Origin of the sequence: Cohnella thailandensis, from assembly GCF_014212135.1 — a bacterium.
In the GTDB taxonomy this organism is placed as follows: Bacteria; Bacillota; Bacilli; order Paenibacillales; family Paenibacillaceae; genus Cohnella; species Cohnella thailandensis.
Genome location: NZ_JACJVQ010000019.1, coordinates 568,849 through 581,403, shown reverse-complemented (window position 1 = coordinate 581,403; position 12,555 = coordinate 568,849). Strand labels below are relative to the sequence as shown.

Annotated in this window: 17 protein-coding genes; 14 read left to right on the top strand and 3 right to left on the bottom strand. The window is 49.3% G+C overall.

What is annotated here, in order from left to right; translation table 11 throughout:
- Positions 1-13: 13 nt before the first annotated feature.
- From H7B67_RS23420 to H7B67_RS23410, 3 genes are all read left to right on the top strand, one after another.
- On the top strand, positions 14-457 hold the full coding sequence (locus H7B67_RS23420; protein ID WP_185122273.1) for a cell wall hydrolase: 444 nt from the start codon (positions 14-16) through the stop codon (positions 455-457).
- 180 nt (positions 458-637) lie between these two features.
- Positions 638-1,024, top strand: a complete 387-nt coding sequence (locus tag H7B67_RS23415) for a YkvA family protein (protein WP_185122272.1) — start codon at positions 638-640, stop codon at positions 1,022-1,024.
- Positions 1,025-1,192: 168 nt separating this feature from the next.
- Positions 1,193-2,131 (top strand): AEC family transporter, encoded by a 939-nt coding sequence (locus H7B67_RS23410; protein WP_185122271.1) that lies wholly within the window; start codon positions 1,193-1,195, stop codon positions 2,129-2,131.
- Positions 2,132-2,194: 63 nt separating this feature from the next.
- Here H7B67_RS23410 and arsC read toward each other — a convergent pair whose 3' ends face one another.
- From arsC to H7B67_RS23395, 3 genes are read right to left on the bottom strand one after another with little or no spacing between them, the layout of a single operon-like run.
- Positions 2,195-2,620: an arsenate reductase (thioredoxin) gene (gene arsC / locus H7B67_RS23405; RefSeq protein ID WP_185122270.1), complete on the bottom strand. Its 426-nt coding sequence runs from the start codon at positions 2,618-2,620 to the stop codon at positions 2,195-2,197.
- A gap of 41 nt (positions 2,621-2,661) precedes the next feature.
- Complete coding sequence (locus H7B67_RS23400; protein ID WP_185122269.1) at positions 2,662-3,954, bottom strand: arsenic transporter; 1,293 nt, start codon at positions 3,952-3,954, stop codon at positions 2,662-2,664.
- Between the two features lie 12 nt (positions 3,955-3,966).
- Complete coding sequence (locus H7B67_RS23395; protein ID WP_185122268.1) at positions 3,967-4,293, bottom strand: ArsR/SmtB family transcription factor; 327 nt, start codon at positions 4,291-4,293, stop codon at positions 3,967-3,969.
- A 372-nt stretch (positions 4,294-4,665) separates the two neighbouring features.
- Between H7B67_RS23395 and H7B67_RS23390 the strand changes: the two genes are divergently transcribed.
- From H7B67_RS23390 to H7B67_RS30975, 11 genes are all read left to right on the top strand, one after another.
- Positions 4,666-5,016, top strand: a complete 351-nt coding sequence (locus H7B67_RS23390) for an ArsR/SmtB family transcription factor (RefSeq protein ID WP_185122267.1) — start codon at positions 4,666-4,668, stop codon at positions 5,014-5,016.
- 64 nt (positions 5,017-5,080) lie between these two features.
- On the top strand, positions 5,081-6,292 hold the full coding sequence (locus H7B67_RS23385; RefSeq protein WP_185122266.1) for a methyltransferase domain-containing protein: 1,212 nt from the start codon (positions 5,081-5,083) through the stop codon (positions 6,290-6,292).
- A gap of 110 nt (positions 6,293-6,402) precedes the next feature.
- On the top strand, positions 6,403-7,365 hold the full coding sequence (gene nudK, locus H7B67_RS23380; protein WP_343069210.1) for a GDP-mannose pyrophosphatase NudK: 963 nt from the start codon (positions 6,403-6,405) through the stop codon (positions 7,363-7,365).
- A gap of 152 nt (positions 7,366-7,517) precedes the next feature.
- Positions 7,518-8,336, top strand: a complete 819-nt coding sequence (locus tag H7B67_RS23375; protein ID WP_185122264.1) for an AAC(3) family N-acetyltransferase — start codon at positions 7,518-7,520, stop codon at positions 8,334-8,336.
- A 116-nt stretch (positions 8,337-8,452) separates the two neighbouring features.
- Positions 8,453-9,034: a cupin domain-containing protein gene (locus H7B67_RS23370; protein WP_245363349.1), complete on the top strand. Its 582-nt coding sequence runs from the start codon at positions 8,453-8,455 to the stop codon at positions 9,032-9,034.
- A gap of 214 nt (positions 9,035-9,248) precedes the next feature.
- A complete protein-coding gene (locus H7B67_RS23365) occupies positions 9,249-9,824 on the top strand; it encodes a sulfurtransferase TusA family protein (protein ID WP_185122263.1) in 576 nt (191 codons plus the stop codon).
- 17 nt (positions 9,825-9,841) lie between these two features.
- Positions 9,842-10,990 carry an MBL fold metallo-hydrolase gene (locus tag H7B67_RS23360; protein ID WP_185122262.1) on the top strand — a complete coding sequence of 383 codons (1,149 nt, stop codon included), beginning with the start codon at positions 9,842-9,844 and terminating at the stop codon, positions 10,988-10,990.
- 14 nt (positions 10,991-11,004) lie between these two features.
- Positions 11,005-11,235, top strand: coding sequence for a sulfurtransferase TusA family protein (locus H7B67_RS23355; protein ID WP_185122261.1), 231 nt, complete (start codon positions 11,005-11,007; stop codon positions 11,233-11,235).
- A gap of 52 nt (positions 11,236-11,287) precedes the next feature.
- A complete protein-coding gene (locus tag H7B67_RS23350) occupies positions 11,288-11,761 on the top strand; it encodes a DsrE/DsrF/DrsH-like family protein (RefSeq protein ID WP_185122260.1) in 474 nt (157 codons plus the stop codon).
- Positions 11,762-11,833: 72 nt separating this feature from the next.
- Complete coding sequence (locus H7B67_RS23345) at positions 11,834-12,103, top strand: metal-sensitive transcriptional regulator (protein WP_185122259.1); 270 nt, start codon at positions 11,834-11,836, stop codon at positions 12,101-12,103.
- Positions 12,104-12,346: 243 nt separating this feature from the next.
- Positions 12,347-12,547: a copper ion binding protein gene (locus H7B67_RS30975; RefSeq protein ID WP_209649166.1), complete on the top strand. Its 201-nt coding sequence runs from the start codon at positions 12,347-12,349 to the stop codon at positions 12,545-12,547.
- Positions 12,548-12,555: the final 8 nt, after the last annotated feature.

Below are 12,555 nucleotides of genomic sequence, written 5' to 3'. Positions count from 1 at the left end.
AAGAGGTGAGCCAATGGCAGTCGTAAAGGCTAGGCAACAGGACATCGATATGCTGGCAAGGTTGCTTCGAGCTGAAGCTGAGACCGAAGGCGAAATGGGCATGCTCCTTGTCGGTAATGTTGGCATTAACCGGGTAAGAGCGAATTGCTCCGATTTCAAAGGAATCCGGACCATTCCCCAAATGATCGAACAGCCGCATGCGTTCGAAGCGCTGCAGCATGGATTGTATTACCAAGGCGCAAGAGACAGGGAACGCCGCCTGGCGCGACGGGCCGTGAATGGGGAGCGGAATTGGCCGGCCGAATTCTCCCTATGGTATTTCCGTCCCGGATCGTTCGAGAATCCCGGACCTTGTCCGCCAACTTGGTACAATCAGCCGCTCGTAGGACGATGGAAGAAGCACTGTTTTTATCAACCGACCGTGGAAGAATGCGAAAATGTATTTAATACGTTTTGATTTTATCATCGTAAGGAATTCAGGATCCGAATGCCGCGTTAATCGCGGCTTCTTTGGGTTAGTGTGTGAGTACATAAGGATGTGTGGAACATGAAATAAACGGGAACAATAGCTTATAGTGAGTTCATGATATAATAGAGATATGAGATAGTTTTCAACATGATAGGGGTAATAGGTTGGATGATGGAAAGGTTAAAATCGTGGGCAAGACAGCTTAAGAGAAAAGTTTACGTTCTGTTTTACGCTTATAAGGATAATCGAACTCCCTGGTATGCAAAAATGTTTGCCGTATGCGTTGTCGCCTATGCATTCAGTCCCGTTGATTTGATTCCGGATTTCATACCGGTATTAGGTTATCTGGATGATTTGATATTGGTTCCGATAGGCGTTACGTTGGCATTAAAGCTGATACCCGACGCCGTTCTGCAGGAATCCATAGTACAAGCAGAGCAACGAATAAAGGGCGGAAAACCAAAAAACTGGTTTGTAGGCAGCTTAATTGTTTTATTATGGATTGCTGCTTTCCTTTGGTTTTCCATTTTAATATTCCGTCATTTTTGGGACTAAAGAGGAAAGATTACTCCATTAAGACACAACGGCAGCCGACAGTAAATCGGCTGCCGTTGTCGTAGGCAACTTCCCCGATCGGCTCTTCCGTTGTACAATGGGGCTTGACGTTTATTAGGAAGCAACGACAGAACGTACGCTTCGTTATCATGGAGTTGAACGAACCGCGTGGAAATCTTTTTGCATGTTTTATGGAACAACGTATTGCCTTTATCCATCTTGATCGGCATAGGAATCGTAATGCAGCGGATTTTTCGATTGGATATCCGGACGTTATCCAAGATGAATTTTTATTTGTTCTCGCCTGCGCTGATGTTCGATCTTCTCTATACGACTTCGATCTCCGGCAAGCTGTTCGGGAGCGTGCTTCTATACTTCGCCCTGTTCATGGTCGCGCAGTATATGTTGGTTGAGATCGTTGGGAGACTTCGAGGCAGCGACGGAGCCAGGAGGGCTGCCATGCGCAATGCCGTCCTGTTCTACAATAGCGCCAACTACGGCATTCCGATCAATCAGCTTGCTTTCTCGAACAACGTTTACACGCAGTCGATCCAGATCATCATCATGATGATGCAATCGCTAATTCCTAACACTTACGGCATCTACAGCGTCAATGCTCATAAGGCAAATTGGCGGCAAATTCGCAAAGTGATCCTGTCGATGCCGATCATTTACGTCATCCCGTTGGCGCTGATCCTGCATGGGTTCGAGACGCCGATTCCAAGCTTCATCGAGACTTCGGTCGGTTACTTGTCGAGCGCATTCATCGGCACGGCGCTGTTCACGCTGGGCGTTCAACTGGGCAGTATGAGCGGCGGCTTCAATAGGAAAATGGCGGTCGATGTCGGAATCGCGACGATACTGCGTCTGGTAGCCGGACCTCTGCTTGCATGGGGAGCAATATTCGTGCTCCGGTTCTTCATGAACATAGACGATCTGACGGCAGCGGCATTGATCGTCTCGTCGGCGGTTCCGACCTCGCTGTCCAGCGTGCTGCTTGCTGTCGAGTTCGACTCCGAGCAGGATTTCGCTTCGCAGACGGTATTGGCAACGACAACCGCTAGCCTGATTACCGTAACGACGGTCATCTACTTTCTGCCCATTTGATTATTTCCTGACCCACGCTGAAGAAAGCCGAGCCTCGTCTTTAACGACGGGTTCGGCTTTCCTTTATACTCCTATATCTACGAATAGCTGAATCCTTTCTTCAATCGCGTCTCTAACGCGGCGGAACTGCGCCATAATTTCGTCTTCCGTACCGGTAGCTTTAGCAGGGTCGTCAAAACCCCAGTGCCACTTGATTACGCTTGGATTGCTAATGACAGGACAGTGTTCATCCGCGTGTCCGCACAATGTGATCACATAGGCGGCACGATTCAGGAGATCAGGATCGATAACATCGGAGCTGTTGCCGCCGATATCAACGCCGGCTTCCTTCATGACTTGAACCGCGCGAGGATTCAGGCCATGTGCTTCAAGCCCTGCGCTCTGCACTTCGTATTTATCGCCGCCAAGCGAGTTTAGAAAGCCATCGGCCATCTGGCTGCGACAAGAATTGCCCGTACAAAGGAAGTAGACTAACGGTTTGTTGCTCATTTGAAATGTCCCCTTTTAGATGGAATTGTGTTCAATAAGGTTCAACCAACGACTTTAAGCCAGAAAAAGAGACCGACAAGCGTAAGGAAGAGGACAGGTATCGTCAGTACGATTCCGGTTTTGAAGTAGGTCCCCCAAGAGATTTTGACGCCCTTGCTCGAGAGAACGTGCAGCCAGAGTAACGTTGCGAGCGAACCAATCGGCGTAATCTTTGGTCCCAAGTCGGATCCGATGACATTGGCATAGATCAGAGCCTCCCGAATCGCTCCTGTCGGGTTCGCATCCCGAATGGCCAGTGCATCGATCATCACGGTCGGCATATTGTTTATGATGGAGGACAGGATGGCGGCGATGAAGCCTGTACCGATAGTCGCAACGAACAGTCCTTGGTCTCCAACCCGCTTAAAGACTTCTCCGAGTTCATCCGTTAATCCGACATTTCGTAAACCGTAGACGACGACATACATCCCAATGGAGAAGACCACTACAGCCCACGGAGCGCCCTTAACGAGTTTCCAGGTATGAATCTCGCGGCTTTGCCTTGCAAGCAGCAGAAAGACAAGAGCTGCAGCCCCCGCGATGATCGAGACGGGAACGTTTATGAATTCGCTCATTAGATAAGCGACAAGCAGAACAGCCAGAATCACCCAAGAGATCTTAAAGAGCCTGGCATCCTTAATGGCCTCTACCGGCTTCTTTAAATGACCCAAATCGTATTTCTTCGGGATGCTCCGACGGTAGAAGAGATAAAGGACTAACAAGCTAGCGGCGATCGAGAAGAGCGTGGGGACGATCATTCGACCTGCATATTCCACAAATCCAATGCCGAAAAAGTCCGATGAAACGATATTGACCAGATTGCTTACGACAAGCGGTAAGGAGGCGGTGTCCGAGATAAACCCGCTGGCCATGATAAATGGCAGGATCATGCGTTCATCGAACTTGAGCGCTCTTACCATGGCTAATACGATCGGCGTCAAGATAAGGGCAGCTCCATCATTTGCAAAAAAAGCGGCGACCGCGGCACCAAGCAAGATGACATACGCGAACATAAGAGTGCCGTTCCCCTTAGCAAACCGGGCCATATGCAGAGCTGCCCATTCAAAGAAGCCGATCTCGTCCAGGATAAGGGAGATTAGGATGACGGCAACGAAGGCGAGCGTGGCGTTCCACACGATTTGCGTGACGTCCCAGACGTCCTCGAAGGTAACGACTCCGCAAATCAAGGCGACGATGGCCCCGCCGCAAGCGGACCAGCCTATGTTCAAGCCTTTGGGCTGCCATATGACGAAGATCAAAGTGACGAGAAACAGGACGGAAGCGAGAGCTAACATAATACCTCTAAATTAACAGCAGCTGTTGGGTTCATGGGCATCGATTTTCTCTTTCATGGAAGGAAGTCGGTTCAGAAGTTCGTTTAAATACGGTTTATCATCCGTAGCTAGCGAGTAATAGATCCACTGGCTGCGACGCGTTTCCTTGACGATTCCGCCTGTCTTTAACTTCTTCAGATGTTGGCTGATGTTCGGTTGCGTCGTCTCGAGAATGTCCACGATATCGCACACGCACATCTCCCGCTCCTTGAGAAGGGCAACGATCGCAAGGCGTGTTTTATCGGACAACAGCTTCAAGGTTTCTGCGAGCGTTTCGAGTGACTCCCTTGGTTGAAGCAAGTCGTTCACTCCTTTCCTTGTCGTTCAAACAACCTGCAGGGCGATTATATAATTATACAATTATATTAGCAAGCGCTTATTTACGATTGCTTAATCAAATTAACTTGATTTAATCTTGAAAATCTTGGATTGTCATGCTACGATCTTTACATCAAAATAATTTGATTAACGGAGCGTGGCCCATTGATGAACCATTATGCAGCGGAACAGCTCGTATCCTTCCGGCAAAATGAGATTGAAAAAGAAGCACGTAAAGCCTGGATGTGGTCACAAGATAAAGAATCTAAGACAGGCGCGAAATTGCCGATACCGCTTAAGCAGCAACCAACGGTTGCCTGCTGTGCGGCTTGTTGCTAACGGAGGCAAGGAAGCATGTTTAAACCGCTTCCCGTTCATACGACAATTGCGGAGAGTAGGGATTTTAGCCAGTACGAAACCAAGTTTAAAGCTCTTGCGGATCAGAAGCGACTTCAAATCATGTACGAACTGACTCAACAGGGAAGCGTATGCGTATGCGACCTTGTGAATATCGTCGGTATGCCGCAGTCCAAGCTTTCTTATCATTTAAAGATTCTTCTGGACGCCGATCTGATTATTCGAGAGACAAAAGGGACTTGGAGTTATTACGAACTGAATCATTCCGAAGTCAATCGCTTGCTCTCTCCGGAGTTATGCTGCATTTTCCGAAATTCAGATGACAAACAAGGCAACTGCTGTACGTAAATGGAGTGATGTCCTTGTTTGTCGGCGAACGTCCTGTTAATCCGATAGGAACAGAGGAGAGAAAGTGCGAACCCAAGATCAGAACCACGATTATTTTACGACGGGCCAGATCGCAAAGGAAACGGGCCTGACGCTTAGAACGTTACGATATTACGATCAGATCGGGCTGTTAAAGCCGTCGGGTTACGGCCAAGCTTCAAAGCGATTGTATAATCGGAGCGACCTAATCAAGCTGCAACAAATCCAAACCTTAAAGTATATCGGGTTGACGCTTAACGAGATCAAGCGAATCGTTACGGAAAGCCGTGTTCAGGAACAGAATCTGGGCAGTTCGTTACGCATGCAAAGAGAGATCATTTTGCAAAAGACTGCAGATCTGCAATTCGTTCTGAAAGCGATCAATGAAGCCACTGATCAATTGATTCATTCCGCCTCGGATGAAGAGGTGGATTGGAAAGCATTTAAGGAGCTTATTCAAGCCGTACACGTAGAAAAGGATTGGGTGCAGCAATACCATCTTGCAAACCGACTGCAAACGAGAATCGAATTATATGAGAAATGCGGCGTTAATAAGCAAGGGTGGCATCGTTGGTTCTTCGAGCATTTAGGCAGCAGGCCGAATCTCAGAATATTGGAGATCGGATGCGGGGAAGGAACTCTATGGTCGAAGAATGCGGATAGAATACCCGAATCGTGGAAGATCACGGTTACCGATCTATCGCCTGGCATGCTCGAGGAAGCACGAAGGAAAATCCGCAATGAATCAGGGCAATTCAAATTTGTCGTCGTCGACATTCAGTCGATTCCGTTCCATGATGAAGATTTCGACATCGTTATCGCCAATAATATGCTGTATCATGTCCCCGACATTCCAACGGCTCTTGCCGAAATCTTCCGCGTGATGAAACCAGGAGCTCAGTTGTATACATCTACCATGAGCAAGCGTCACCTACAGGAGATCGAGTTGATTATGAAGGCCTTCGATCCTGAAATGAAAGTGTTGGATCCGATTATGGAGCGGTTCGAACTTGACCATGGACACGAGTTGCTTGCAAAGATGTTCGCGGACGTGAAGACCTTCCGTTACGAAGATCAGTTAATCGTGAACGACGTCCAACCGCTGCTTAGCTATATGACCTCGACCCCTATGAATGCCAGGGAGAAACTGGTCGGAGCGAAACGGAAGCAATTTATAGCTTATATCCAAGGCAAACTGAATCTTGAAGGCTGTATACGGATCACTATGGATTCAGGCTTTTTCCTCGCGCGCAAGTAATGATTATCGGGCCGTTCCTTTGGAACGCCCTTTTTTTTTGCTTTCCACCAAAAAGCGCTTGTAGGTGACGTTGCGTAACCCGATAAAATGTAAACCAAATAAAGGGAGGAATGAAGATGAATCCGAAGATCCGAATCGTAAACGAAGAATTATTGTCGGATAACTGGTATCTGCTTAAGAAAATCACCTACATGACCGAGACGACGAACGGTTCTTGGACGAGCCAGTCCAGGGAATCTTATGACCGCGGGAACGGGGCTACGATCCTGCTCTATAATCGAGAACGGCAAACCGTAATCTTGACGCGGCAGTTTCGGATCCCTACTTACATGAATGGAAACGAGACCGGAATGATGATTGAAGCTTGCGCCGGTTTGTTGGACAAGGAGAGCCCGGAAGACAGCATCCGCCGGGAAACGGAGGAGGAGACCGGTTACAGGATCGCCAATGTGCAAAAAATCGGCGAAGCCTACATGTCGCCTGGCTCCGTGACGGAAATCTTGCATTTTTTTGTCGCTGAATATTCGTCAGGCATGAAGGTAGGGGAGGGCGGCGGTATCGAGGAAGAGCAGGAAAATATCGAAGTGCTGGAGTACCCCTTCCAAAGGACGCTCGAAATGATTAAAACAGGAGAAATCAAAGACGCAAAAACGATCATGCTTCTACAATACGCACAAATCAACCGACTGCTGGAACCCGGCCTCAGACAGCAGCAGATCCTGATCGCCGGACCCTATCGTTCTGGAACGGGAGACGATCCGAATCTTATCCGGCGGAACATGGACTTCATGAACGAAATGGCTCTTCGAATATATGAGGCCGGGCATCTACCTGTTCTTGGCGAATGGTATGCGTTGCCGTTAATCGAGAAAGCGGGATCGCGAACGATCGGGGACGAGATCTTCGATCGCATTTTTCACCCCTCCTCCGTTCGGCTCTTGAATCATTGCGATGCTGTTCTTCGCATCGGAGGGCCCTCCCTAGGCGCCGATGAAATGGTGAGAACCGCGCTGGAATTGGGAAAGATCGTTTACCGGGATCTTCAAGAAATCCCTCCGTGCAATGGTGTTTGAAATGATACTTATAGTCCGTCGATCTCGCATCCCATTTCCCGTTACCATCTATAATGGGGGAGACGGAGAGGAATGGGGAGTTGCGATTTCCCCCGGAACCGTGAAGAAAAGGAATGATTCAATGGCTAACATGAGAAAAGGAGAGAATGTCATTGAGCGAAAAAGAAATTATCGAACGTACGAGGCAGCCCAACACCGTATCTTCCATGACCCGACAACTCGGGCAGCTGGGCGTGCGTCAGGGAGATACGCTGCTCGTGCATTCTTCGCTGTCCCGCCTCGGCTGGGTATGCGGAGGTCCGCAAGCCGTGATTCAGGCGCTGCTCATGGCAGTCGGCGAAGAAGGCACGATCGTCATGCCAGCGCAGAGCGGCCATTGGAACGATCCAGCCGGCTGGCGTAATCCAGGCGTTCCAGCCGAGTGGCTCGAGACGATCTACCGCGAGATGCCCGCATTCGATCCGGCGCTGACGCCGACAAGCGGGATGGGGCAGATCGCGGAGTTGTTCCGTACTTGGCCCGGCACGCTGCGTTCCAGCCACCCGCAAGTGTCCTTCGCGGCAAACGGCAAGCATGCCGCGGATATTGTCTCCGAACATCCGCTCACGCCGCAATTCGGAGCGGATTCACCGCTCGGCAGGTTATATGAGTTGGAGGCTAAGGTGCTGCTGCTCGGAGCCGGATACGACTCGTGCACCTGTATGCATCTGGCCGAGACAAAGATCCCCGGCATGCCGAGGAAGCGCAAGGGAACCGCGATGATGGCGGGAAAAGAACGAGAATGGCGCTGGTTTGAGGATTTCGAATACGATGCGGACGATTTCGACCAGATCGGTCTTCTCTTCGACAGAAGCGGGCGTGTCGCATCCGGCCGAATAGGCGAGGCCGAATGCAAGCTGTTCGGGGCAAGGGAAGCCGTCGACGCTGCGGAAAAATGGCTGCGGGCGAACCGCAGGTATGATCGAGGGTAAAATAGTGCTTCACTATAAGCGTTAAACATACTGAAGTAATATATTCCTGGGCAAGGTACCTTGGTTAACAATAGGCATATGATGGGGTATTCAAGTGCGGGAGGGCATGAAAGAAAATGTACGCTGTGAATCATTTCACGAATCCAATGCATCCCTGGTATCCTTGGCTATTGTATTATCCCTATCAAATGCGTTTCCATCCTCATTACGCAATGGGATTTCCATCGGTGTATCAACCCTACAATGCCAGCGAGAGGTTCAATTCTTGGCATAGGATGGAAATACGGGACCATGGAAAAGAACCGTTTGTTGTCAACATCAACCAAGTAGCAAAACAAAATAACACGTACCGTACCGCTTTATGGACAGGGGAGCATTTTCAAGTCACTGTAATGAGTATTCCTGCGGGAAGCGATATCGGTTTGGAAGTACACCCGAATACCGATCAGTTTATTCGAATCGAAGAAGGACAAGGCTTGGTTCAGATGGGAAAATCCCGAGACAAGCTGGATTTCGAGACTTCGGCCTTTGAGGATGATGCCATTATGATCCCCGCCGGGACATGGCATAACGTAACCAATACCGGCAATAAGCCATTAAAGGTTTACGTCATTTATGCACCGCCTCAGCATCCGTTCGGCACCGTTCATCTAACGAAAGCTGACGCTATGGCATCCCATGAAGAACGGTATCGATAGTAAGTGTTGGAGTTCGTTAATTTAGATATTGATTTGGAGAGAAGCCGGCTACCCGATACGGGGCGCCGGTTTTTGTTTTATTTAGGTTCCTTAAGATGATTAAGTTCTTCATATGGTTTCGTATCCTGTTTGACAAAATAATCGATCATCATTATTATACCCATAGGGGTATAGGTAATCTATCAAATGATTTAAATCTAAGGAGGTTCTCGATATGCCCGATATCAAAGCGAATCAAACGCTGGATTGCAAAGGTCTTGCTTGTCCGATGCCTATCGTGAGAACGAAGAAGGCGATGGATCAGCTTCAGGCCGGCCAAGTCATTGAAGTTCAAGCAACAGACAAAGGCTTTCTTGCGGACATCCAAAGATGGGCTCAAAATACGGGCCACCAGTATTTAGGAACTATAGAAGAAGGGGACGTTATGAAGCACTACCTTCGCAAGTCCAGTCCAGAAGAAGTCAAGGAAGAGAAGAAACATCCGAGAGTCGTGTCTGCCGAACAGCTGCAAAGCAAGCTCGCTGTTGGCGAGAAGGTAACGGTCCTCGATGTTCGGGAACCGGCCGAATATGCGTTTCATCGGATTCCAGGCGCTATATCCATTCCGCTCGGCGAACTCGTAAGCCGCATCCGCGATCTGAATCCGGACGACGATATTTATGTTATTTGCCGGACAGGCAACCGCAGCGACCTCGCCTGTCAGTTGCTCGCGGAGAAGGGCTTCAAAAAAGTGAAAAATGTGGAGACCGGCATGTCCGGATGGACCGGACCTACGGAGAAAGCTCAATAAAAAGGGGGAAACGTAAGATGGAGGCCTCTACAGGATTGAACACTATGACGGCCAAGGACCTTACTCGAATCGTCTTGGACAAGGAACCGCTTTTCATTCTCGACGTGCGCAACGAGAGCGACTTTATCGACTGGAAGATCGAAGGCGCAAGCATCGATATTCTGAACATCCCGTATTTTGATCTGTTGGATGGTGTGGACGAGGCGATGGAGAAGATACCGGCGGGCCATAAACTGCTCGTGGTCTGCGCGAAGGAAGGTTCTTCGAAGTTCATCGCCGAGCAGATGGTTGAAGCGGGCCGAACCAACGTGTACTACCTGGAAGGCGGAATGAAGTCGTGGAGCGAGCATCTGGAGCCGGTGAAAATCGGCGACCTGAAAGACGGAGGATCTCTGTACCAATTCGTACGATTCGGTAAGGGCTGTCTCTCGTATATGGTCATTTCAAACGGCGAGGCTGCTGTCATTGACACGCTGCGTATGACCGACGTGTTTGTACGATTCGCGGCAGAGCAAGGCGTGCAAATCAGACATGCCCTCGACACGCACCTGCATGCGGACCATATTTCCGGCGGACGAAAGCTGGCCGAAGAGACAGGGGCTAGGTACTGGCTGCCGCCGAAGGATGCGGACGAAGTGACTTTCTCCTATGAGAAGCTGGAGGAAGGCCGGGATATTGCGGTAGGGAATACCTTAATTCGTATTCAGCCGATTTATTCCCCGGGCCACACGATCGGCAGCACATCTTTAATAATAGACGATCATTACTTGATGACCGGAGATCTTCTGTTCATCGAATCCATCGGCCGACCCGACCTGGCAGGCAAAGCGGGGGATTGGGTAGGGGATCTTCGAGAGACGCTTTATAAGCGTTATAGAGGACTCTCGCAGGAATTGATCGTTCTGCCTGCTCACTTTGGCAAAGTCGCCGAATTAGGTGAAGGCGGCCGCGTGATGGCCAAGCTGTCGGACCTATACCGAAGCAATCCGGGGCTGCGCATTCAAGACGAGGATACGTTCCGGCGCACCGTAACGGAGAATTTGCCGCCGCAACCGAACGCGTACCAGGAGATTCGGCTGACAAATATGGGCAAGTTGACGCCTAACGAAGACGAACAGCGCGACATGGAAATCGGTCCGAACCGTTGCGCGGTCCACGATCGTTAAGAGGAGGAAAAAGGATGAGAAAAGCAGATATTGTTGTAGACACGAAGGGAATGGCATGCCCGATGCCGATTGTGAAAGCAAAGAAAGCTTTGGACGGTCTTGCAAGCGGCCAAGTCATGGAGGTGCTGTCGACGGATAAGGGCTCCGTGAATGACTTTCAGGCATGGGTGAAGCAGACGAAAAACGAGCTTCTTGAACACGCGGAGGAAAACGGCGTCTATAAATTCTATGTTAAGAAAGTCTAACGCCCAAGCCGACATCCTATTTTAGATAAATAGTAAAGGTGGACTGTAGAAAATGGCTGATAAATCAACGATCGTCCTCTTCAGCGGCGATCTCGATAAAGCTATCGCGGCTTTTATTATCGCAAACGGTGCAGCAGCCTATGATCATGAGGTGACGATCTTCTTCACCTTCTGGGGGTTGAATGTCCTTCGTAAAGATAAGGCAGTGAAAACCAATAAGGGCTTGCTCGAGAAAGCTTTCGGGTGGATGATGCCGCGCGGTGCCAAGAAGCTTGGTTTGTCCAAATTGAATGTCGGCGGATTAGGGCCGCAAATGATCAAGCATGTCATGAAGAAACATAATGCCTTGTCCTTGCCGCAGTTGATAGAGCTTGCGAAGGAGCAGGGAGTGAAGCTCGTAGCCTGCACGATGACGATGGATCTTCTGGGTCTTAAGCAAGAGGAATTAATCGACGACTTGGAATACGCCGGGGTAGCCGCTTATTTAGGCGATGCGTCGAACGGAAAGGTGAACTTGTTTATTTAATAGGTGTACGCTTATATTTTTTACCTTATACTATACCTATACCGGTATGTATATGAAAGGTGCAGGTGAACGATGGATTACAATTACACGGATTCGATGAAAACGCGTCTAAGAAGAATCGAAGGGCAGATACGCGGCGTTCTTCGGCTAATGGAAGAAGGGAAGTCTTGCAAGGAGGTTGTGGCTCAGCTATCCGCCGTTCGAAACGCTTCGGATAAGGCCATTGCGCAGATTGTCGCCGAGAATCTGCACCAATGTATATTAGCTGAGTTAGAAGCGGGCAATAAAGATACGGACAAGATGGTCCAGGAAGCTGTCGAGCTGCTGGTGAAGAGCCGTTGATTAACGACCCGCAAGAGTTCCGGCAAGATGGATGGCTATGATTACACTTTAGCCACAAGACTATCGTTGGGGAGCTTGCCAAGAAGGCAAGCTTCTTTTTCTTATATCGAATTTATCGGGCATCGTTGGGATTTTAAATATAGGGGGGTGGGGTAAAATTTCTGTTGACTAAATATAGGGTACGGGGGTATTCTATATACGCGAGCTAAGTGCATTCAACCCATCATGAAAGGATGAGGAAATATGACGAACGTAACATTGAAAGTCCAAGGAATGAGCTGCCAACATTGCGTTCATTCGATTGAAGGCGCCCTGAAGGAGATCGGAGCGCAAGGGAAAGTGAATCTTCAAGATGATTCCGTTGATGTTGCTTTCGATGTGAGCAAAGTTTCCCTTGAACAGATTAAGGAAGCGATCGAAGAACAAGGCTACGATGTCATATAAAGCGGCCC